The sequence below is a fragment of the Coralloluteibacterium thermophilum genome, from assembly GCF_042654365.1.
In the GTDB taxonomy this organism is placed as follows: Bacteria; Pseudomonadota; Gammaproteobacteria; order Xanthomonadales; family Xanthomonadaceae; genus Coralloluteibacterium; species Coralloluteibacterium thermophilum.
In genome coordinates, this window is the sequence record NZ_JBHSGG010000040.1 from 1 (window position 1) to 22,010 (window position 22,010).

Annotated in this window: 16 protein-coding genes; 5 read left to right on the top strand and 11 right to left on the bottom strand. The window is 63.3% G+C overall.

Annotated elements, in window-relative coordinates:
* Positions 1-163: 163 nt before the first annotated feature.
* A complete protein-coding gene (locus ACFO3Q_RS13595; RefSeq protein WP_377005274.1) occupies positions 164-1,228 on the top strand; it encodes a hypothetical protein in 1,065 nt (354 codons plus the stop codon).
* A 151-nt stretch (positions 1,229-1,379) separates the two neighbouring features.
* On the opposite strand, the gene ACFO3Q_RS13600 is transcribed toward ACFO3Q_RS13595, so the two are convergent.
* The 6 genes from ACFO3Q_RS13600 to ACFO3Q_RS13625 form a co-directional block, all read right to left on the bottom strand.
* Positions 1,380-7,007: a DEAD/DEAH box helicase gene (locus ACFO3Q_RS13600; RefSeq protein ID WP_377005275.1), complete on the bottom strand. Its 5,628-nt coding sequence runs from the start codon at positions 7,005-7,007 to the stop codon at positions 1,380-1,382.
* Positions 7,008-7,021: 14 nt separating this feature from the next.
* On the bottom strand, positions 7,022-7,870 hold the full coding sequence (locus ACFO3Q_RS13605; RefSeq protein WP_377005276.1) for a hypothetical protein: 849 nt from the start codon (positions 7,868-7,870) through the stop codon (positions 7,022-7,024).
* A 224-nt stretch (positions 7,871-8,094) separates the two neighbouring features.
* A complete protein-coding gene (locus ACFO3Q_RS13610) occupies positions 8,095-10,890 on the bottom strand; it encodes a hypothetical protein (protein ID WP_377005277.1) in 2,796 nt (931 codons plus the stop codon).
* Between the two features lie 2 nt (positions 10,891-10,892).
* Complete coding sequence (locus ACFO3Q_RS13615) at positions 10,893-12,110, bottom strand: Druantia anti-phage system protein DruA (protein WP_377005278.1); 1,218 nt, start codon at positions 12,108-12,110, stop codon at positions 10,893-10,895.
* A 71-nt stretch (positions 12,111-12,181) separates the two neighbouring features.
* Positions 12,182-14,062: a DNA/RNA helicase domain-containing protein gene (locus ACFO3Q_RS13620; RefSeq protein ID WP_377005279.1), complete on the bottom strand. Its 1,881-nt coding sequence runs from the start codon at positions 14,060-14,062 to the stop codon at positions 12,182-12,184.
* A 91-nt stretch (positions 14,063-14,153) separates the two neighbouring features.
* A complete protein-coding gene (locus ACFO3Q_RS13625) occupies positions 14,154-14,513 on the bottom strand; it encodes a DNA-binding protein (RefSeq protein WP_377005281.1) in 360 nt (119 codons plus the stop codon).
* Positions 14,514-14,742: 229 nt separating this feature from the next.
* On the opposite strand from ACFO3Q_RS13625, the gene ACFO3Q_RS13630 reads away from it, so the two are divergent.
* Both ACFO3Q_RS13630 and ACFO3Q_RS13635 read left to right on the top strand, forming a co-directional pair.
* The gene (locus tag ACFO3Q_RS13630) at positions 14,743-15,525 is read left to right on the top strand and encodes an XAC0095 family protein (RefSeq protein WP_377005282.1); all 783 of its coding nucleotides are present in this window, start codon (positions 14,743-14,745) and stop codon (positions 15,523-15,525) included.
* A gap of 126 nt (positions 15,526-15,651) precedes the next feature.
* Entirely contained in the window at positions 15,652-16,245 is a 594-nt protein-coding gene (locus tag ACFO3Q_RS13635; RefSeq protein WP_377005283.1) for a hypothetical protein, read from the top strand.
* Between the two features lie 202 nt (positions 16,246-16,447).
* On the opposite strand, the gene ACFO3Q_RS13640 is transcribed toward ACFO3Q_RS13635, so the two are convergent.
* Positions 16,448-17,329, bottom strand: a complete 882-nt coding sequence (locus ACFO3Q_RS13640) for a LysR family transcriptional regulator (protein ID WP_377005284.1) — start codon at positions 17,327-17,329, stop codon at positions 16,448-16,450.
* Between the two features lie 156 nt (positions 17,330-17,485).
* Here ACFO3Q_RS13640 and ACFO3Q_RS13645 point away from each other — a divergent pair, with 156 nt between their 5' ends.
* A complete protein-coding gene (locus ACFO3Q_RS13645) occupies positions 17,486-18,109 on the top strand; it encodes an NAD(P)H oxidoreductase (protein WP_377005285.1) in 624 nt (207 codons plus the stop codon).
* Between the two features lie 196 nt (positions 18,110-18,305).
* Here ACFO3Q_RS13645 and ACFO3Q_RS13650 read toward each other — a convergent pair whose 3' ends face one another.
* The 4 genes from ACFO3Q_RS13650 to ACFO3Q_RS13665 form a co-directional block, all read right to left on the bottom strand.
* Positions 18,306-18,713 carry a DoxX family protein gene (locus ACFO3Q_RS13650; protein ID WP_377005286.1) on the bottom strand — a complete coding sequence of 136 codons (408 nt, stop codon included), beginning with the start codon at positions 18,711-18,713 and terminating at the stop codon, positions 18,306-18,308.
* Between the two features lie 86 nt (positions 18,714-18,799).
* The gene (locus tag ACFO3Q_RS13655; RefSeq protein WP_377005287.1) at positions 18,800-19,288 is read right to left on the bottom strand and encodes a DUF1097 domain-containing protein; all 489 of its coding nucleotides are present in this window, start codon (positions 19,286-19,288) and stop codon (positions 18,800-18,802) included.
* A complete protein-coding gene (locus tag ACFO3Q_RS13660) occupies positions 19,278-20,207 on the bottom strand; it encodes an SDR family oxidoreductase (protein WP_377005288.1) in 930 nt (309 codons plus the stop codon). Before ACFO3Q_RS13660 ends, ACFO3Q_RS13655 begins: the two co-directional genes overlap by 11 nt.
* Before the next feature lie 17 nt (positions 20,208-20,224).
* Positions 20,225-20,962, bottom strand: a complete 738-nt coding sequence (locus ACFO3Q_RS13665; protein ID WP_377005289.1) for an SDR family oxidoreductase — start codon at positions 20,960-20,962, stop codon at positions 20,225-20,227.
* Positions 20,963-21,076: 114 nt separating this feature from the next.
* Here ACFO3Q_RS13665 and ACFO3Q_RS13670 point away from each other — a divergent pair, with 114 nt between their 5' ends.
* Complete coding sequence (locus ACFO3Q_RS13670; protein WP_377005290.1) at positions 21,077-22,009, top strand: LysR family transcriptional regulator; 933 nt, start codon at positions 21,077-21,079, stop codon at positions 22,007-22,009.
* The last annotated feature ends 1 nt before the right edge of the window (position 22,010 follow it).

Here is a 22,010-nt window from a genome sequence, read left to right on the forward strand (position 1 = left end):
CCCTCGGCGCCACAGGCCGCATGGCTGCTGGCTATGAGGGGTTCTTCAGGGCCGACTACCGCGAAGCGCGTGCAGGTTAATCGAGTCACTTTCGCGAGCTGCAACACTGTCATATCATTGAATGCGTCGCCTGCACTCCGGGCATAATCGGCAAGGGCTATCAGTGACGCATTTAACGGTCAAGATCCCGGGCATCCTTGATCTTTCTGGTGCACTTAGATTGTCCATTGAGCTATCGCAGATCAAGGACGTTTCTTCTATACGCGCAGATTTCAAGGGGGTCGGATTAGTTGAGCCATTTGCAATGCTAATGGTGTCGAGCGAGCTGCAAAGGGCGGCCGTTAGAAGCCAGGTAAATAGATTCGAATGCGTCAATCACGAGTCGATGAGCTATGCGAGCCGAATGGGCTTTTTTGAGGCCTTTGGTTACCCATCCACTCATAGGCCAGGGAAGAAGGATGGAGGGTCGCGGCATTTGCCCGTAAATATTCTTGACTGTAACTCGCTCCGGGAGGAAGCAAGTAGCGAGTACACAGAGGTTGGCAACATCGTTGAAGCCAGAAGTAAGCACCTCGCCACATTGCTGTGCGGGACTGATAACGGCGATGTATTTGAAACGCTTTCTTATTCTCTTCGGGAAATAATTCGGAATGTTGTTGAGCATAGTGAGTCAAAGCAACTCGGGATATGCGCTCAGTACTGGCCGACAAAGCACAAAGTTGAGGTCGCAATTCTCGACCGAGGAGTAGGTCTCCGAAAGACCCTGTCCAGGAATCCTCACTTGGACGTCAACAATGATCGCTCAGCTTTGAATTACGCGCTAATGCCGGCAGTTTCCGGCAGAGCATTCAAGGGGGCGCGGAAACAACGCGGTCCATGGGCAAATTCCGGCTTCGGCCTGTACATGACGAGTCGAATATGTAGAAATGGCGGGAATTTCTTCATAGCAAGTGGCGACTACGGCATGCTCCTTACCAAGGCTAAAGACGGAAAATCCTATTTCCCATGCTCTTACGGAGGCACCGCTGTTCGTCTAGTAATTCGTACAGACCAGATAACATCTCTTGCCGATTCACTTAGGCGATACAGGGATGAAGGATTCTCGTTCCAGAAGAATTATCGAGAGCTTGTGCAGATCAATCCATCCGCTGCTTCTTTAATGCTTTCAGAGGACTTCGACGTTTCGCTTTGGGATAAGTTCTTGGCAGCACTTAGGCGCAATGCATAGAGCCTAAATTGAACTGTTCCCTGCCTCAGCGGTTTAGCTTCCCAGCGTTTCATGTGCCGGAACCAAACTTTTCCTTCTACGCATAGCCACGTTTTGCCAGCTGACGGGACGCTGTTTTAGCTTGAGTACCAGGCCACGAAGATCGCTGCGCTTAACTACCTTGCCATGTCGATACCCCTTTCCAAGCGCCGATAACGGGGCTTGCGGAAACTCCAGCTTCGGCGGCAGCTCCACCTCGGTCACAGCCGAGCTGCACACAAACTGACTTAGTTGCCGCCGGTAGGTTCGACCGCACCAACAGCTCGTTTACAACGACCACATCGATGTCAGTTTCGGCATCTTGCAATGCTCGTACGTCGGCCTCTGCAGCGTACCCGTCCTGCAAGGCACTGCTTAGCCCGACAACAACCATGGCGCCATTCGACTTCAGTTGACACAGGATCGGCGCGATGTACTTTTTATCTCCAACCAGTATCTCAACAGTGCGCTCGCATTCGATCTCCGTGTCCTCCCCCAGCAATCTTGAAAGATCTTTGAACAGCAGGTCCGTAGATACCTTCAAACGATCGGTCTCGGCTTCTGGGACGATGCCGGTCAGCAGGTAGTCAATCAGTTCGACGCCGACGTGGCGGTCGAGTGAGCGATGCTCAATGCGGTTGCCGAAAGCGCGTAGACAGCGATAGCAGGAGGAGTCGCACTTCTCCGGGCAATCGTCCAGCAGCTTGCGAGCGCGCCTGAGTAGATTCTCCGCCTTGGCCGGAATGGCGCTGGAGAAGCCGGCGCCACCCGGGAGCGTGTCGTACAGGAAGATTTCCGCGCACAGTGCCGAACTCGCGTCCGCCGACATCGCCGGCCGGAACTCGGCCAGGATCTCGCCCGGCTCGATCCCGAGCAGGTCCGTTGCTGCCCGAGCCAGCGCCTCGCTGACGGTCCGCAAGGCGACGTGACTCGCGTAGGTGCCCGGCGTCAGGTTCATCGGCGCATCGACTCGCAGAGAGAACAGGGCGATATCGGTAACGAACTTCGCGCCAAGGACGACGTGCTCGATGCCGCGGCCGCGGCAGTTCTCCTCGCCTGGGTCGGTAGGGAAGGGCTTGTGGTGCGGGCCACCGACAGTCGAGCGCGGCTCGGTCATGGCCTCGATGCGACCGCATTGGGTGCAGTATCGGTAGCCCTTGCCCTCGGGTCCGACGTTGGATACCAATAGGTGATCCCGGAACGGCACACTCTTGAACCGCGAATTGACCTCGAACCACTCTTGGTCGTCGCCGGGTGTCTTCGTGGTCAGTTTGGCTCGGGTGGCGTAGCTGACTTCCGGCACGCGATCGGGCGAGGTTTCCTCCTCGACGTCGATGGGATGGGCGAAGCCTACCGGTCGCATCCATTCGCCTTTAAACTCGAAGCTGTCCCGGGTGCCGCACGCCGGGCACCGGTTGGTGGTGCACGACGTGTCGCTGTTGGCTTCCGTCCGGGCGAACCGGCAAATCGAGCACTCAAAGTAGCGCTCTCGGTTCTCCCATGCGGCGGCACGCTCTTGCCAGGAACGCGAGTAGATCGCACCCGAGACGTAGCACTTCCCGCCTACCCACACCTGCTTGCCGGGGGCGTACTGCGACAGTGCCACGGGCAGGCCTTGGGAAGGGGCGAATTCGTCGCGATGCCGGAACTTTCTGGATCGCTCCCGATTGAAGATGTGGAAGGTTGCCACGTCCGTGGGGAACGCGTAGCGGGGCAGGACTCCTTCGTAGAGCAGACGATCGAGCAGCTTGTCGCTATCGGCATGGGGCGGCTTCCCTTGTTCGACATCCGGATCCTGTTCTTCCGCGCCGGCGCCCTTGCCATCGCTTTTTTTCTTGTTCTGCGCCGTTACACGATCATTCGTGATCGCCTTGTCGATCTCAGTGATGCAATCTTCGATCATACTGGAGACAAGCGCGTCTATGCCTTCAGGTGTGAGGTGCTTGGGGAGCCATTTCGCGACACGTCCCTTGAGCTCGGCTTCGTGTTCGTCGAGCCAGGCCGCCAGGTCGTTGCGGTTGAGTACGCCCGAGCCATCGCGAAACGGACCGACCTTGCCCAGGACAGAGAACAGGTCGTGCGGTTGCCCGAGATCGAACTCGGGCAGGCGGTCTTGGTGGTAGCACTGCAACAGGAAGGCGCGGATATGCCGCTTGGCGATGTCTCGGTTGTCGAGCGAGAGGAGGGGGTCGACCACCTTTCCCGAGATCATTTCCTCGGGATGCGAGAAGTAGTGCTCGTCGTGGCTGTCGACACTGCCAAAGGCGACCACGGTGGCCACGGCCGTGCCGCGGCGGCCGGCACGACCGGCACGTTGCTGGTAGTTCGCGCGGCCGGGGGGCATGTTGCGCAGCGCCACGCCGGACAAGGCGCCGATGTCGATGCCGACCTCCATCGTCGTCGTGCTCGACAGGATGTCGATGGCGACCGGGGCATCGTCCTGTTCCTTCCAGGCGATGTTGATGTCCTGGAACAGCAATTCGTTGCGCTCGGCCTTGGAGAAAGCCTCCTCCTGGTCAGACGAGTTCAACTGCGCGGTATGCTCGGCCGCTATCAGCGCCAACGGGCGTTTAGAGGCATCGTCCAGGACTTCTTCGGTGGCTCGGCGGTAGTAAGCCTTGCGGGCGCGAAACACCGGGTCGATGAAGGGGTCGATGATTGCGGTCTCCTCCTCACCGCAGTCGACGCAGGCAGCCGTGTTCGCGACCGGGCGATGCACGGAAGCGCAGTTCTTGCAGCGAACCCAGTCACCGCCGAGTTCGAGGTAGAGATTCTTCGCCTGCAACCGGTACATCGATCCCAGCTTCTCGGTGAACTCGCCAAGGAGCGCCGGCAACCAACGCTCGGCGAATACCGTCTTGGCCGCCTTGTCCGGCAGCAGTTTCTCGATGGCCTTGAACTTTCCGTTCTGCCCGAGCACATCGGTCCGCCACATGTCGGCGTCCATTCCCTGGAACCAAATATGGCATTTCCGGCTCTTCTTGCGCCAGCACCGCAGCCAGAATCCCACCAGCGATAATTTTTCGACGTCGGTCGTCGCGAATCCGGTAATATCGGGAAGCTTCTTCAGCAACTCTTCCTTCTTTCTGCCCGGCCGTACCGTCAACGATCCAAGCGCGATTGCATCCAGCCCGATGTAGCGATCCTGGATGACGCTGAGCAGTTCTTCCATCAATGCATCGGGCGCTTTAGCGTAGTGGTGCTCGTTATAGAGTTCGATCAAGGTCTCTTCGTCGATCGTTCCGCCGCTGCCGATAGCGGCGCCGATCTTGATGTAGGGGTCGAAGGACTCGCCGGACTTCAACTCTGGGCGCAGCCGTACCGAGAGGCAGCGGGCGGCGAGCAGCGTTGCGAAATAAGCGTCTTGAAGGCTGACCTGCCGGGCCAGTGCCGGCGATTGCTGTAACCGCTGCATGCCCCAGACCAGCAACGGCCGCAGTGCGTCGCGCATCGAATAGGTTTGTAGGTTCGGCGCCAGGCGTGCGGCGACCTGCCGCGAGTCTGAGAATGCCAGCACCTTGCGTCCACGCAGCGGCGCGAAATTGTCGTCGCTCTTCGGCCCGGGCGGTTGGATGTCGATCTGCCGGGCGACGAGGGTCTGGAAGGGCTGGTCGCCCTTGGTCATGTGGTCTTGCACCGAGGACTTGCCGCCGCCGGCTCGGCCGCGACAAATGCCACAGGGGATGAACTGTCCCAGCGTGCCTTGGTTGCCATCTTCATCCTCGTCGGCCAAGTCCTTGGCGCTGAGCAACCTGCGATAGACGATTCTGGATCTGTTCCCGCTGTCGAAAGCATTAAGCCGGCCGGTTTCCACGTCGTACGTAACCGGCACGACGGTGCCTTCCTTGAGTGGCGTCTGCAACAGTAGGTCCAATGCTTCCAGTTGCTCGGCCTCACCGTCGATGAGCGCAATGTTCGCGCCAGGCTCCGGCCAGAGGGATTGCGGCTCCTCGACGTTATCGGTGTAGGCGCGAGCGTATGGGGCGCCGCAGTGGCGGCAGGTGTAGAACTCCAGGCACGTCGCGCCACAGGCGCAGTGCTTAACAGGTTGGCTGTACATCTTGCCGCAGTAGGGGTTCCTTTCCTCGGGAGCGACCTCCGTGCAATCAGGATCCATGCAGACCCACAACCCGGGCAACCCTCGGAAGAACCCGTGCACGCGGCAGGGTAGCAGCCCGTTGCCGCCCGTGGACTTGGCCATGCTGCCCAAGGTCAGAAGGTTGGAGAATGCTTGTGCCGCCAAGTCATGATCGATACCCGGAAACACCTGCGCCGACAGGGCGGCAAGACGCTTGGCGTTACCCATGGTCTCGTTGACGACCCACTGCAACGGACCGAACGCCTCCAGTGCGGCATACAGATCCTGGTCGACGGATCCCGTGGGAGTCACGTTGCGAAATGCCAGGAATGAGGCGATGAGACTGGCCCGTTCCTTCGGATCCTCAGTTTCCTGAAAGCGAGCGACGTCAATAACGGCCAGCGCCTTAGCTTCGGCCAGCGTTCCCGTCGTGGCTTCGGCGCCCAGCAGCTTGTTACCTTCGACTGGCTTGAACGTCTCCTCGGCGCAGCCGCTGAGCTGTGCCCCGAAGGTCTTGGCGTATTGACTGTTGCTGAAGCTCGCTGTGGCGCATATCGCCTGGATGCGGTCAGAAGACACGCCGAGGCGGTCGGTCAGTCGGCGGATCAACAAGCCGACCTCGGCCCCGCCCGCGCCGCGATACAAGTGCGCCTCGTCGAGGATTATTAGGAACTTCTCGCTTGGATTGCGTTTCAGCCAAGCCTTAGTTGCATCGAAGATCGAGCGCTCGATCGGGCGCATCAGCATGTACTCGAGCATCGAGTAATTGGTGACCAGCAGGTCCGGTGGCGCGGCTTGGACCTCGTGGCGCGTAATCAACTCGCTATCGTCGGGAAGTGCAACCGCACGGACGAATTCGCCAGTGCTGCGGTCCTGCCATCGCGTACCTGGCGCGCCGAGCCAAGTCGACAGGCTAGGCTTGGCCGGCCACTTGCCTTTGGCCTTCAACTGCCGCATCAGATCCCGGGCGCGATCAGCCTCATCTCCCGTTTCCCCCGCCTTCTGCTCGATCCTGACGTAGAACTCTTCGAGCGACTTCAGCCGTCGGTCGTCTTTACCCTTCTCGCGCACGCCCGCATAGGGGGTGCGGCTGGTATAGCGAGCAAATCGTGGAATGCGACCAGCCCAACCGACGAATGCCTGGGTCACGCGAGGGTCGCTGAACATCGAGCGCAGGCGCCCGAGCTGGTCGTTAACTAAGGCATTCATCGGATAAAGCAGCAGAGCTCGGACTGCTGAATCAGTGAAGGCCTCGGGCTTGGAACTGGCCTCGATCGCCAGCTTCGATAGGACTGGCATCAGGAAGGACTCGGTCTTGCCCGAGCCGGTGCCGGTCATGATCAGCAGGTTCTTGCCCCTAACGGTGGCTTCCTCAATCGCTTCGGCCTGGTGGGAATACGGTGGATTGTGCAGCAATGGTGCATGACCTTGCACACCGGAAGACAGCGCCTCAAGCAGACCTACGGCCGAAGCAGGCAAGCCATCGATTTGTGCGAACGTGCGGTCTGAAACGTAGCGCGGCGTTGATTCCAAGAATGGCACCTGATGGATTGTGCCCGGATGATCGAGCAGGCGCTTGCGTGCCCGGACCAATGCCTCGGTGCCGATGTGGTAAGTCGCCTCGATGTACTCAACCAGTGCTTGGTGGAGTCTCGAAACGGATTGCTGGATAGTCGCGGACATCCCTTGCTCCCCCTTTAGTCGATTTTCTGGAACCACATATACGACTGCACCAGATCATCCGTGCCGTGATCGCAGTGACGGTCAATCGCGTAGGCAAACAAGGCGCCGCCAGCAGGCAACTTTTCGCCATGAATCCTGAGCTTGCGTTCGATCCACAACGGCAATGGCGAAAAAAACTCGTAACGGTCACGATCGTCATCGATCGGCGTTACGCGGTACGTCTGCGGTTGGCCAGCATGGGCGTCGAGTGCGCTCTGAATCCGCCAGCCGTGATCACAGCCACGAAACTTGCCGCCACGCCAAGGCAAGTCCAGGAAGCGAACCGGGAGGCCTTGTTCGAGCTCGACGAAAAGCCAGATCGGCGCCCCGAAGGCCTGCGGGCGGCGGCCGACATGGAAACCCGAGCGGCCCTCGGGTGGACCCAGCCGCGAAGCGAAATGCTCCCCCGGGGTAGCGGGGCCATACACTTGGAGCCCCTCCAACGTTCCGCGGTTGTCGGCCTCGCGCAAACGGCGGATAACATCTTCCAAGAATGTTTCTGCGGTATGTTTATGCGGGGGGCGTGTCCACGCGACGTTCGAGATTTCGAGGTATCCGGCTGCACGCAACTGTGCCGAAATGGCATCGCCATCCTCGTCGATACGGAGGTAGCGCAACTCACGTTGGCGAACCACCCGGGTACGCAGCGCTGCCGGCAGGGAAGCCTGATCTTCCGGCTCGATGCCCAGCAACAGGATGGATCCCTCACGAACGACGAATGCCGGCGGGGCGCAGTAGAGCCAGTCTTCGGCAATCACGCCGGGCAAGGACATCGATCCTCCCAACTCGAGTAGGTCGCCAATGACGACGAGGCTGTCGAGCACGTCTCGCACGCGCAGTTTGATCGCCTCGGGGGCGCCGAAGCCGGTGAACGCATCGACTGCGCAACCGATAAGTGCCTCCCTTGGACTGGGACAGGTGGTCACAGCGATCCGGCGCAGGACACTCGCGAGGAGGGCCGTGGGCAATTCGTCGGAGGACGCCTCTGCATCGGCTAGCCCAAGCTGACTCGCTGTGGCGGCAAGTAGTGTCTCCCGCGTCAGTGATTTTAGTTCCAGTCCCACGACTTGCCCTCCAACAATTTCTGCAGGTAACGAACGCTTCGTGCGAGTTCGCCATGGGCGACAAGTGACTGTATGTCCACGGCGACGTCACGGGAGGATGCAATGAAACTATCGGGATCGGTCAAGTATCGAAGCATTCGCTCGACGAGGAGATGGTCAGTACAAAGCCGGTATCTGGTGGTAATCCCGAGCAGCCATGAAACGACCTGTGCTGGCAACATGTCCAGCACTTCCCGGTGCGACACGCGTAGTTGGGCAGGGAAGTTCATCCACTCCCTGCGGTTCGTTATGGCATCACCCAGCGTGGCGATGGCATCGTCGTTCCACGGCGGGTCGCCGATCCGGCGTTCGGCGTCCATCCACGCCGGGCCGCAGACGAAACGGACGAGTGCATCCCGCATCGCGCGCACCACCTTGCCCTTTCTCGCCGCGCCCAAGGGGCCGACGACACGGGCACGCGACCACAAACCTAGTAGGGCGACATCATCGCGCAAGCGTTCGGCGGATGATGCGAAACCATTGAGCCGGGGTGCCAAGGCCAGCTCGGCGAAATCACGCATCGTTCCCTGGCCCGGTTGGCTGACGATGACCGCGTCTAGCCGGTCACGGCCGGCCACGATGAAAAGCGCGCCCGGTGCGGGGACGTCGATGCCGTCAACGCAGTCGTCGTAGTCCAGCGCCTGCGCGGCGCAGGGCTGGTCCAGCGGTGCCATCTGGCACAGCGCATGGGCGCCCACTGCAGCTTCGTCGACCAGCCTGATCGTGGTGGTCTGCCGTGACTGGCGCAGCGTCCAACGTACTGGTCGGCTTGCGCGCTCCAGCGACAGCGTGAAAGTGCCGATTTCTTCGGCGCGGATGACCAGGCGGCAGGCATTGCTGCCCCCGAGGTTCTCCTGGATCTCAGTCGGTAATCGGCGCCACAGGTGGGTCAATGTCGCCGGCACGACCGTCCTATCGAATGGTCTTGGATCTGAGTCGCAGCCTTCGATCTCCAGGAACAATTGAGCTTCACGACCGGCGGGGCCATAGACCTCGAGTTGAAGCTCGTCTCGCTCGAGACTCTCCAACGTCGCATCGATTGGCGTCGCGACCACGATCAGGCCGCCGCGTCGCTGGACGGTTTCGTCCAGGCTCACCGGGTTCCGGACCTCCAGGATCACCTCACCGCGGGAGGCGCCAAGCAATCCGGCTTGCCCCGCGCCGTCCTTCACTTCGACCACCAGGCGGTGCTCCCCCGGTGGCAAGGGAGGCAACTGCACCCAAGAGGGGCCTTGCACTCCCGTCCGGGAAATCCGCAGCGGAGGAATGCCGTCGAGCGCGACGTCCACGGCCGCCACGTCGTGATCGACATCGATGCCGAAGCATGGTGTATCGGTCGTGAGCCATTCGCTTCGTCCCTCGCAGTCCCACGATACTGCGGGCAATCCAGCGGGCCAGATTCTGACCGTAGAGGCGAACGACAGGCCTAGTGTCTTCAGCGCGTGCCGGAGGTCTTCAGACACATGGGGGGGCAGCGACAACTGAATGCCCGTAAGGCCGTCGCATCGCAGGTCGGCGGGCCGGAGAGCCGGGTGGGGCCGAAAAACGTGGCCCGTGCGTGCCATCACGATGTACTTCTGGCCTGGTCGGACGTGGTGGCTGCGAACTTCACGTGCGAGGCCGTCGGTGCCGATGCGGCAGACCCAGAGGGGGCCCTTGCCCAACGTGGCTTCCAAGCGCACCAACTGATCGAAGATCGGGAGGGCGTCCTTGAACCGTAGGACCATGCCGTCGCCTGGCCATCGTTGAAGTCCATGGGGTTTTGAGGGAGTGTTGAGGATCTGGGCCGGGTGCCACTGGCCCGATCCGCCTTCGATCCGAACCTTCGTCTTTTGCAGATGCCTAGCGACTTCCGGGGACCCGGCAGCTAGCGGGGCAAAGGAAGGGACTTGGATGCCCACATGCCAAGCGTCGCTCTTTCGGCTCAGTAGCAGTGTCGGGCGCAGGTTGAGTTGGGGTTGGGCAACTGTTCGGGCTCGATCCTGCGGTGAGCGGCCCGAAAATCGTTGGCGCTTAGCGCCATGGATCCAGCGAATGTCGGAGCGGGCTTCCTGAAGCCACTCGCGGGCTTCTTGCGTCATCTCGAGGTCACCGACAATGCGCCGGGTTGCCTCGGGCGAGAGAGGAGGATCTTCCGTTCCAGCGCCCAGCAGGGCCAAGGCGATGCGGCCGACCATCTCCTCCTGCTCGCAGAATTCCCGGAAGCGCGACGAGGGATGGGGGGTCCGATGGTGGATCAGGCGGCCGACGACGAGCGGGTCGCTGTCCGCGGCGATCTGGTAGCGGTTGTGGTGGATCGATCGGGCGAACTGGTATTGCAAGTCCTTGGGCAGGATGGCGTGGGTGATAGGCCAGGCGATGATGCGAAACTGCTCGGCCCACGTGCCCGATGGCCGGACACCGTTGTAGGTACTGGCGAAGCGCCGGAACCACATGCGGATCCGGCTTCGACTCTTATTAGTATCTACGGCGCGCCAAGCCGGTAATCGTTCGTTGAATGTCTGCCAGTACTCGGCGCCGGCATAGTCATATCCGACTTCGGTGGCAAATACGACCCAAGCGAGCCAGGAAGCTTGGTTGGTCATGCCGTATGCGAGTTGTTTCGACAGGCTATTGGCGAGCGCCGACATGTCGATTGCCAATCCGTGCTCCAGCGCGAAGATGTGCTGGTTCTCCGTGCGTTCGGAGGAAATCTCGCTAAATCGGGCTTCCAGATCCTGTTGGAGAGTGGGTAGATGCACTGCTAAGACGGCGCTCCCTTCCGATAATTCGAATCTGCGATTGAAATGGACGCGCCCGAGGTTTGTGAAACTAGGTCGGCCAGATCCTGTTGGGTCCATTGCCGAAAGGTGGTATCACGAGTGGCGCGAGGGATCAGCCAGCGACGGCAAGCTAGGGTGCCAACCTCTTTGGCCGTTTTCAGATCCCCTAGATCCAGTTCGGTGGCCTCACCTTTTAGAAACTCCACCGCGTTGCTCGCCATTTCGCAAATAAAGACCTCGCGCTTGACGCCGTGCATCATCAGGTTTGGGCGCTCGCCAATCATTGCGAGTGCTGCTCGCGTCGCGCGCATCTTCCAGTTCGGCCCTTTTCCGAACTCGTTGCCGTCTGCGTATCGGTGATCCTTAGTGCGAAGGTAGGCCCGAAGTTCAAGAAATAAGTCGTCGGGAATGTGAAAGTGACCGTACCCGCTCGAGTATCCAATTGGCTTCAGGTATTTTTTTCCGTCTAACTTGATGCGGTTGTAGACTGATGACCGCCCCATTGATGAGGTCGTTGTGATGGCGGCTAAGCGCGCCTGTTTTACCCGTTTAGATATAACGCCTTCACGAGATCCGTAGGCTCTCAGGAAGTCCTCATAGAGGTCTCTGGTGCGCAACAGGGATGCTACGACCTTGCCGCCGAGGATTTTATTGTAGGGCGGCACCGCCCCTAGGACGTACGCGTCCATCGTATGGATCAAATGGGTTCCGCGCTGCTCGCCTGTCCAGCCGATGTATTCGTCTCGGGAGCGCAGGTTGAAGACAGGGTCGCCGATGGCGAGGATTCCCATTAGGCGCTTCTGACTCTCATCCCAGACCAGGTAGCGAAGGCGTCGGCCGAATCCGGGGGAGACTGGCACCGACCAGGTGAGGGAGGCGAGCTTGAATAGATCAGACTGTAAGGTGCCGCTATAGACGCGCTCCAAGCGTGGTTGAACCCTAAGAGGGTCGATTTCATGCCCTACTGCGAAGTGCTGGGCAAGTTTTGGGAACTTTGATTCTAGAAAGCTCCTCTGTTTCGAGGAGCGCTCTGTACGTTGCAATTGATGCGCTGCACGGATCGCTTCTTTGTTGTCGGCTATTAGGTGCAGGTCGCCTTGTTCATCATGTTTGAAACCGACCCGTTGGAGGTGCTGACGAATCTTGCGCTTAAGGAGCGCTTCCCGGGTCATGACTTTGATCACGTTGCTGGTTTTCATTGGTATCTTATCGACTGGCTTCGGTGCGTAGCGGGAACTCTCGGCGCTGAGTGCACTCGTGGCCTTGAATTTTAAGTCTGAACGCAGGCGGTTCTCTTGGTCGTCATGAGCGGTTGAAACTCTGGATCTGTCGCATGAACATAGCACCCCTTCATCCCCCGACTCATCAGCGTCTTGTACGTATTCCGCACGATCCGCTCCACGCGCTCGCGGGTGGCCTCGGGGTCTTGCTTCATCAGGGTCTTGTAACCGCGGATGGAGCGGTCCATGCGCGAGCGTGATTCGGGAAACACCGTCGGCTTGCCGTCGATCCACCGCAGGTCCGGCCCGATGATCACGCCGACGTAGTCCAGCTCCAGCCCCTGGCAGGTGTGGATGCAGCCGACTTCCTCCACCGAATCCGGCGCCACGATCCAGAGGCTGCCGTCCTTGTCGAGGTTCCACTGCGCGCGGTAGCCGTGTTCGGGGATCTCGATGTCCCAGGCGTCCGGGTTCCTCTTGCTCTTCCAGTCCCAGCAGTAGCCGGCGACCACGCGGGCCTTGTTGTTGACCTTGTTCTTCTCGCGGATGAGGTCGTGCAGTTCGACCGGCGAGTCGACGATGCGGAAGTCGAAGGCGTCGCGGTCGAAGTCGGTATTGGCGGTTTCGCGGATGCCGAGGAAATTGTCCAGCCACGCGATGTAGCCGTCGGAACCGGCGCAGCGGAACTGCGAGGCGAGTTCCAGGCGTGTGACTTCGGCGCCCATGGCCTGCGCCCAGCGCTCCAGCTCGGCGATGCGGCCGATGTCGGACAGCGTCACGATCTGGTCGTCGTCGGCGAAGAACACCGTGCAGTGCGCGCTGCGGATCAGTTCCATGATCTGGTTCTGGCCCAGGTTCGACATGTAGCCGCTCTTTTCGTTGAGGCGGTGCGCCTCGTCCACCACCAGGGTGTGGAAGGTGTTGGGCGGGGTGTCGTGGAAACCGCCGGAGCCGGCGAACAGGTTGCCGATCTCTACCTTGCGCAGGTGCCCGGCCAGCTTCTGCGCATACACGGCGCGCGGCGCGGCGTTCTTGGAGACGTACTTGGTGAGCTGGCCGCGCCTGGTGAGTTCCACCAAAAGGTTCACCGCCACCACCGATTTTCCCGTCCCCGGCCCACCCTTGACGATCACCACCTGCCTGCGGGTGTCGCTGGCCTGCTCGGCCTTGGCGAGGCAGGTCTCGTAGACCACCTTCTGGTCGTCCACCAGCACGAACTCGCGGTTGCCCTTGAGCATCTTCGCCAGACTGTCGGCCAGCATCTTCGACGGGCGGATGCGGCCTTCGGCGATCTCGTACAGCAGCCTGCCGCGGTCGCCCTTGCGCACGTGCTGCTTGATGAAGGCGCGCAGCTTCTCCAGCTCGTCCGCGCCATCGAGGAAGACCGGCGCCTTCTCCAGATAGTGCGCGTAGCGCGGATCGCGGATGACGCCGTCATCGCGGTAGTTGTGCAGGTAGGCGCAGGGCCTGAGTTCGGTGCCGGATTCGTACACCGCCTCGTTGAAGCCGTTGAGCAGCGCTGCGTAGGACCACGCCTGGTAGCTGGGGTGGGGGCCTTCCACCTCGGCCCTGCCGCCGCGGTTGGCGACGATGATTCCGTCCTTCTCGCTGATGCGGGAGTTGGACCACTGCTTCAGTTCGACGATGACCAGGTGCGGGGTGTCGTCGTTGGCGGCGCCGGAAAGCACGAAGTCGATGCGCTTGGCGGTCTGCGCGATGCCGAACTCGATGCCCACACCGGTGTCGTCGGGAATGTCGCGGTCGCGCAGCACGCGCGCCATGGCGGCCAGCGAATTGCGCCAGGCCTTGAACTCGCCCTGCGATGCGTACCGCCCGGTCTTCTGGAGGAACGCGCGTTGCACCACGTCCTCGATCTGCGCGTGGTCGTTGTCGTGCAGGAAGCGTTCCTTGGTCGCCTGGTAGACGATCACGCGTTTTCCCCTGTTCCCCCTGCCGCCAAGCCTACAACGTCGCGTGCTTCGCGCTCATGCTGCGGTGCCCGGCGATCCGTGCATCCACGGCTCAGGAGAGGAAGTCCAGCAGCAGTTTCTGCTTGGCTTCCGGCAGCGTGCGGAAGATGACCAGCAGGCGGTCCTCGCTGTCGGTGAGGCGCCGGTACAGGGCAGAGGGTTCGCCGACGCCGAGCTGGATCTGCCCGCGCCCGGTGGCGAGCCACTCGAAGCTGACGTCGAAATCCAGTGCGAGTTCGATGATGCGGGAGAGCTCAGGCAGTGCGAGGCCGCAGAGCCATTTGCGGGCCGCCTCGCGCGAGACGGCATAGCGGTCGGCGAGGGCGCCCGTCCTTCCGCGGCCCTGCACGAAGAGGGCGCGGTCCAGCGTCTGGTGCAGGCGATCTGCGAACTCTGCATAGGGGGCTGTCATCGGGCTCCTTGTTCTCGTTGCGTCCTGCACATCGTCCGGCATATCCGGCTGCGCGCCGAATTGTTGCGCAACGGGCACCGGACACAGATAACCGGCAGTTGTTGACATCCGCAATTTCACGTTGCAGCCTGCGACACAGGACCGATGTGGTCCCGGTGCCAGCAGCGCGCCCGGGCAGGGCCGGGTCGGTCGATGGGGTGATCGTCTCTTCAACGCACGGAGGTGAGCGATGGACGGTACGTCGGATCGTGGGGACACGTTGGGTTATCTCCTCCCCGAGGACAGCCAGTTCCGGCTGAAGAAACTGCAGCAGCACATGGCGTTCCTGTCGCATCTGGCGCAACCGCGCACGGCGGACGAGGAACGCGAGTGGGCGCCCGAGGTGAGCATGGGCGAGGTGGCGATCTGCCTGGAGCTGTTGGCCGAGCAGGTGTCCATCGTGCTGGACGAGGTGGCGTGGCCGGCGCGGCTGCAGGGCGCGCAGGAGAGGGCGGAGCGCGATGCGGAGCACGCCGGCGACGACGATGCCGCGGCGATTGCAGCCGCGATGGAGGCACCTGACGCCGGCGGCGGCCGCTTCACCTTCGGCGTCACGCTGGAGCAGGTGGACACGCTGGCTCGCCTGGTCCAGGCCATCTCCGCGCACGGCGATGTCCTGGCAGTGGGCCACGCGGGCGAACTGGCCGCAGGCACGCTGCCGCAGCTGGGGCAGGCCATCTGCGATGCCGCCGAGGCGCTGCGCCGTGTCCTGGACGAGGTCGAAGAACAGCGGCTGGGGAAGGCGCCGGGGCGGAACACACAGGTCGAGGAAGAGCGGGGCGAGTACCGCGTCGGGGCGACGCCTTCGGCGGCCGCGGTGCTCGCGGGGTCGCCCGTCGCTCGCGCATCGGCCGTGGGACCCGGTGCAACGGCCGTGGGCGCATGGCGCGTCCACCGTCGCGCGCGACGGCCGCCTCTCCGCGGCCTCTCCCCCATCCCGGCCTTCCCCCGCATGGCGGGGGAGGGGGCCTGAAGCGGCCTGCCTCGGCCTGCTGCTGGCCCTGGTGGCGCCGGCGCGGGCGGACATGCCGGAGGTCGCGTATCCGGCGCTGCCGGAACGGGCCGATGCGGTGGAGGACTTCGTACCGACGGTTGGCGGGTGGAGGCGCGTCATGCCGGCGATTTCGACCGCGACGGGCGGCCCGATGTCCTCCTGCTGCTGCGCATGGACGACCCGCGCAACGTGGTGGCCAATGCGGGCTTCGGGCCGCCGCGGTTCGACACCAACCCGCGCATGCTGGTGGCGGCGCTTGCCGAGGCCGGCGGCGGCCATCGTCGCATCCTGGCCGATCACACCTTGGTCCCGAGGCCGACGTCGCCGGCCACGGCGGATGTCCTCGACGAGATGGGCGGCGTCGGCATTCGTGAGAACGGCACGCTGTTCGTCGACCTGCACCGGTTCGCGTCCGCCGGCGGGTGGGAGATGGGCAACACGGGCTTCACCTTCCGCTACCAGGACGGCTGTTTCCGCCTGATCGGCTACGACGCAAGGAGCGTCGATCGCGCCAGCGGTGCGATGCGCGAGATCAGCTTCAACTATCTGAGCCGGCGCGCCTGGACCAGCGTCGCCAACATCGCGGAGGACGACGCTCCCGACCGCCGGTGGCGAAGCCTGCCGCGCGCGCCCTTGCGTTGCCTGGAGGAGGTGAGCGACGGGCTCGTGTTCCGGCCGGAAATCGGCGACGCGGAGTGAGCGATCCGGCCGGAAGCGAGGCCGCTCGCCCGGCCTCGGCCGACGCCGTTCGCGCCGCGTCGTCCAGCCGACGCGTACCTGCTATCTGCTCCGTCGCACCATCGCGACGACGGTCCGTTCGAGCTCCTCCTGGGCCTGCGCGACGGTGATGTCGCCGGCGACGGCGGCGTCGGAGACCGTTGCCGCGCCATCGCTGCGATCTCTAGATCGCTGCTTCCCTGGCGAAGTCCTTGAACGCCTGGAAACCTCGCGATACCAACCGGTTGCTGGGGTAGTACAGATAATGGCCAGCACGAGGGGGGAGCCAGGACTCCAGTGCCGTCACCAGTCGGCCGGATTCGATTTCCTCGGCTACCTGGTCATACAGCAGATAACCAACACACAGGCCTCTGAGTACGAGCGTCGCCGCTACATCCATGTCGTTGACGGTCGTGCTTCCGTTCACTTCGATGGAGAGGTCCTCGTTGCCGCGCCGGAATATCCATCGATAAGGGCGTCGACTGGTCGGAAAGCGGAATTTCACGCATTCGTGCGCTAGCAGCTCACGCGGATGAGATGGTCGCGGATGATCTTGCCAGTACTCCGGGGTCGCCACCACGACGAAGCGCGCCTTGGGACCGATCGGAATCGCAACCATTCGATCATCCACGATTGCGCCAAGCCGTACTCCAGCATCGAAATTCTCTTCGGACAGGTCCGTCAGGCTGTCGTCTGCCCACAATTCGACCTTCATTTCGGGATAGCGATCGACGAAGCCGTGCACCATCTGCGCCACGTACAGGCGTGCAGCCAGTCGGGACGAGACGATGCGTAACGTGCCTGCAGGCCGGTCGCGGAGATCCGCGATGTTCTTGACGGCTCGATCCATGTTCGAGAGCGCAGGTGCCAGCTCTTCATAGAGCCTTGCCCCGGCTTCCGTCAGCGACATGGTGCGCGTGCTGCGGTTGATGAGCTTCAGCCCCAGCCGATCTTCCAACTGCTTGAGCGACAAGCTCACAGCAGGTGGCGAGACATCAAGCTCCACGCTTGCGGCGCGGAAACTCCCTGCCCGGACGATGGACACGAACGTCTGGAGCTCGGTCAATGAAGGTTTCATTGTTAAAAACGACTTACCAATGAAATAAGAGTAAGTCCGGTTGGAGCAACAGTCAACGGGTCCTAATATCGTTTTCCCTGCCGCGATGCATGCGCGATGTGGAAGGGGCGATATCACCAATAGAGTTGAGGTATGCCATTAGTCATGAGCAGTCGGCCTAAAAGGATCCATATTATCTGGGCTCACCCGCGACGCGACTCCCTGACCGGACGGGTTGTCGATGCAATCATGTCCGAGGCGAAGCACAAGGGAGTGGATATTGTCGAGCTGGACCTGTACCGGGAGGGGTTCGATCCGGTGCTGGGCCCTGAGGATGAGCCCGACTTCAGCAATCCTCACAAACAGTATTCCAGGGAAGTCACCGCGCTGGCCGAGTCATTGCTGGGCTCCGACGTGGCCATCATTGTTTTCCCTGTCTGGTGGTATTCGCTGCCTGCGATGCTCAAGGGGTACATCGATCGCGTGTGGAATTATGGTCTCGTTTATGGAGATGGAAAGAAACTCCCGTTCTCCGCAATTCGCTGGGTGGCGCTTGTCGGCGGTGGTCAGACGCGCTTCGTTCGCGAAGGCAAGGACCGCTACATGGAAGACCTACTCAACAATGGCATCGCCATATACTGCGGCATCGAGGATTCCACAGTGACATTTCTCTACAACACCCTTGCCTACGAAGAAGATGCAGACCTGAGCCTCCATCACCAGGTCTTGATCGATCAAGCGCGCTCAGTCGTGCGTGAGGAGCTGAGCGGACGCGTGGGCGGAATCTAGGCATCAGTCGCGACGCCCTCATCCCTGCGTTCGTCCGTCTGCCGAGAATGAACGATGTGGCACGGTCCGCTCTGTGGCGGCCAGCATGCGGACGCGCAGGTCCGCGGCGCTGGTCGCTGCCGAGGTCGGGCCGCACAGGTACAGGAAGCCATCGCGCAAGGCACCCGGCGCGGACCACGGCGCGCCGGGTGGCTCTCTATCGCCTGCGGGCGAGACGCGCGTGCAGCCACGAATCCAGAGCCAGCGGCCCGCCGCCGCGGAGTGCGATGAAGAGGGCCAGGAAGGCCATGAGGAAGGGGAACTCGATGCCCCGGTCGATCCACGCCCACGTGGGCCCCAGCACGAAGCAGATGCCGACCATCTGCAGCGTCACGAGCAGGGCGATGGGCCGCGTGGCGAGGCCGAGGGCCAGCATCAGGCCACCCAGCCCTTCGAGCCAGGCGACGCCCATCGCCCAGAGCGGCGCCATCGGCAAGTGCAGCACGTTCTCGATGAGGTGGATCGAGCCCGCCATGGGATCCGCCATCGAGCCGTGGCCGGTTCCGGTCAGCTTGGGCAGGCCGTGGGTGACGAGGAGGATGCCGAACACCGCGCGAAGGGCCATGTAGCCGGCCTCCACTGCGCGATGTTCGAGGACGGCGGGGAGGCCCGGGCCGGCCCCGCCAAGGGGCCGGTGTGTGGCATCGGCGCTCATGCCGGAGCTCCCCGCTGGATGCGCCGCTGCAGTGCGTGGGCCAGCCAGCCTGCCAGGGTGCCGAGGCCGGTCGCCATGGCCAGGAGGAGCCAGGTGCCGGCCGTGGGCGGCAGGTGCGACGCGAAGAAGGCGACGAGGCCGAGGAAGCAGGCGAGGATGTTGTTCGCGTAGGGCAGCGTGCCCAGCGACAGCGCGACGATGGTGATGCAGAACACCACGGCGCCGGGCGCCCAGGCGCCCAGCACCGGGCCCGCGACCGCCAGCGCATGCGCCGCGACCATGCCGAGGCCGACGCCCATCAGCACGCAGGCCAGGTTGAGTACGCCGTGCCGCAGGCTGAGCCCGCGGGTGAAGTAGGCGATCCAGCCGACGAACATCGCCCAGATGGGGACGTCCAGCAGCATCACTGCTGCGGTGGCGGCCAGGGACGCCACCATCGCCTCGCCGAGCACGATCCGCGTGTAGCGCGCGACTTCAGAAGGCATGGCCGGCCTCCCTGGTCGCTGCGGATGCCGATGCGGGGCCGAGAAGATCGTGCAGCCCGATCCGGCGCAGGAACTCCGCCCGGATACGGTCCGCCACCGCGCTGACCACCTCGCACCCGTCCTGGCACGGATCGACGTGCACGCGGAAGGGGCGCGTGCCGGCGGGTTGCTGCACGACCCGGACGATGGCCTCGGCGACGCTGTGCGGGTCCGCGCTGGGCGGCTCGCACGCCGCGAGGCCCTGCAGGATCCGGTCGCCCAGGCCCTGGCAGGCGCCCCGCTCGTAGGCGTCCTGCACTGCGGCGTCGCCGGGGTGCCCGGCGTGCGCGAAGTGGTTGGTTCCCGTGGTGAAGGCACCCGGTACGACGATCGATGTCTCGATGCCCCACGGTGCGAGTTCGCCCGCGTAGCTCACCGCCAGCGCGTCCATCGCGGCCTTCGCCGCGAAGTAGGGTGCGAGATACGGCGGCGTGCCGCCGCGGTGGCTGGTGCTGCCGACCCACACCAGCAGCCCGCGTCCCCGGGCGCGCATCGACGGCAGCACTGCGCGGTTCACCCGCTGCGTGCCGATCACGTTGGTTTCGTACAGGTCTGCGTACTGGTGGGGCAGGAACGCCTCTGCAGGGCCGAATGCCATGTGGCCTACGTTGTGCACCACGACATCGATGTGGCCGTGGGCCGCCTGTACGTGGCCGATCGCGGTCTCGACGGAGGCATCCGACAGGATGTCGAGTTCGAGCGCATGCAGCGCCACGCCGTGCGTGGCCGCATGGGTCTCGAGGGCGCGTACCTGCGGCGCGTTCCGGCCCGCGGTGTCGCGCATGCTCGCGTAGACCGTGTGGCCGGCGCGCGCCAGGGCGCGGGCGGTCATGGCGCCGAAGCCGCTGGATGCGCCGGTGATGAGGATGACGTGGCTCATGTTCTCGCTCCGGGAGGTCAGGCGAAGCCGCCGTTGACGCGCACGACCTGGGCGTTGACCCAGCCGCCGTCGGGGCCGCACAGAAAGGCCACCGCGTTCGCCACGTCCGCCGGCTCGCCGAGACGTTCGAGCGGCGAGAGCTGCGCGCTGTGCTGGATCTGCTCCGCGGTCTTGCCGGCGAAGAACAGTTCGGTCGCGACCGGGCCGGGCGCCACTGCGTTGACCGTGATGCCGCGCCCGCGGAGCTCGTTCGCGAAGACGCGGACCAGCCCTTCGACGCCTGCCTTGCTGGCGATGTAGGGGCCGTAGGCCGGGAAGTTTCGGGCCAGGACGCTCGTCGACAGGGCGATGAAGCGCCCGCCGCTGCCGAGCGCGGTGCCGGCATGGCCCATCATCAGGAAGGTGCTTCGCAGGTTGACGGCGACGGCGCGGTCGAACGCCTCGATGCTCTCCGGCGCGATCGGCGCCAGAGGCATGACCCCGGCGTTGTGGACGACCACGCGGAGCTGCCCGAAGCGCTCGCGGATCTCGCCGAACAGGCGCTCGACCTCGGCCGGATCGGAGACGTCCGCGCGCAGCGGGAATGCCTCCGCTCCCCGGTGGTGGAGGGCGGCGACGACGCCCTCCGCAGCCGCGGCGTCGGTGGCGTAGTTGACGATGACGAGGAAACCGTCGTCGGCGAGCCGCTCCGCGATCGCGCGGCCGATGCCGCGGGATGCGCCGGTGACGAGGGCGACGGGTGACGTGGGTGACATGGGCCTCTCCTGGCGCGCCATGGGACGTGGCGCTTCGAGGCGCATTCTTTTGGTTGCGCTCGGTGGGATAAATCGTCAGATTCCGACAACATTTTTCAGCCGGATTGAATAATCGTGGATCGGCTCGACGCGCTGCGCCTGTTCACCCGGATCGTCGAGCGGGGCAGCTTCAGCCGCGCTGCGGCGGAACTCGGCATTCCCCGCGCGACGGCGACCTATTCGATCAAGGCGCTCGAGGCGCGCCTGCATGCGCGCCTGCTCGAGCGGACCACGCGCCAGGTCCGGCCGACGCTCGACGGGCAGGCCTTCTACTCGCGCTGCGTCGAGATCCTCGATGCGCTGGAAGAGGCCGAAGGGGCGTTGCACCACACCGGGGCGAGCCCGCGCGGGCGCCTGCGGGTCGACCTCCACGGCACGCATGCGACGCACGTGGTGCTGCCCCATCTCGATGCCTTCCACCGGCGCTATCCGGAGATCCAGCTCGCGATCAGCAGCGGCGACAGGCTCGTCGATCTGGTCAGGGAAGGGATCGACTGCGTCATCCGGGCCGGGACGCCCCGCGATTCGTCGCTCGTGGCACGCCGGCTCGCGCTGATGCCGGAGGCGATCTGCGCCAGCCCCGACTACCTCGCCCGCCGTGGCGTGCCGCGCGTGCCGGACGACCTGCACGATCACGAGGCGGTCGGCTTCTTCTCCAGCAACCACGACATCGACTATCCGTTCGAACTCGTGGTGGACGGCGTACTGCGGACCTTCGAGCTGCCCTGCTGGGTCGCCGTCAGCGATGCCGAAAGCTACGTCGCCTGTGCGCTGCATGGGTGCGGCCTCATCCAGCTGCCGCGCTTCCACGTGGAGGAGGCGCTGCGCGAAGGGCGGCTCGTGGAAGTGCTTGCCGGTTGGCGCAGCCCGGGCGTGCCGCTGTCGGCGATGTATCCGCAGCACCGGCAGCTCGCGCCGCGCGTCCGGGTCTTCATCGACTGGGTCGCGCAGCTGTACGAGGCGCGTTTCGGAGGCGGCGACGCCGGGGCGGAGACACCCGACGCCTAGC

What these genes read in the sequence shown, in the direction of transcription:
- ACFO3Q_RS13615 (WP_377005278.1), bottom strand. Translation starts at nt 12,110, where the DNA reads ATGAAAACCAGCAACGTGATCAAAGTCATGACCCGGGAAGCGCTCCTT.
- ACFO3Q_RS13645 (WP_377005285.1), top strand. Translation starts at nt 17,486, where the DNA reads ATGAGCAGTCGGCCTAAAAGGATCCATATTATCTGGGCTCACCCGCGA.
- ACFO3Q_RS13665 (WP_377005289.1), bottom strand. Translation starts at nt 20,962, where the DNA reads ATGTCACCCACGTCACCCGTCGCCCTCGTCACCGGCGCATCCCGCGGC.
- ACFO3Q_RS13650 (WP_377005286.1), bottom strand. Translation starts at nt 18,713, where the DNA reads ATGGCCCTTCGCGCGGTGTTCGGCATCCTCCTCGTCACCCACGGCCTG.
- ACFO3Q_RS13660 (WP_377005288.1), bottom strand. Translation starts at nt 20,207, where the DNA reads ATGAGCCACGTCATCCTCATCACCGGCGCATCCAGCGGCTTCGGCGCC.
- ACFO3Q_RS13655 (WP_377005287.1), bottom strand. Translation starts at nt 19,288, where the DNA reads ATGCCTTCTGAAGTCGCGCGCTACACGCGGATCGTGCTCGGCGAGGCG.
- ACFO3Q_RS13625 (WP_377005281.1), bottom strand. Translation starts at nt 14,513, where the DNA reads ATGACAGCCCCCTATGCAGAGTTCGCAGATCGCCTGCACCAGACGCTG.
- ACFO3Q_RS13630 (WP_377005282.1), top strand. Translation starts at nt 14,743, where the DNA reads ATGGACGGTACGTCGGATCGTGGGGACACGTTGGGTTATCTCCTCCCC.
- ACFO3Q_RS13600 (WP_377005275.1), bottom strand. Translation starts at nt 7,007, where the DNA reads ATGTCCGCGACTATCCAGCAATCCGTTTCGAGACTCCACCAAGCACTG.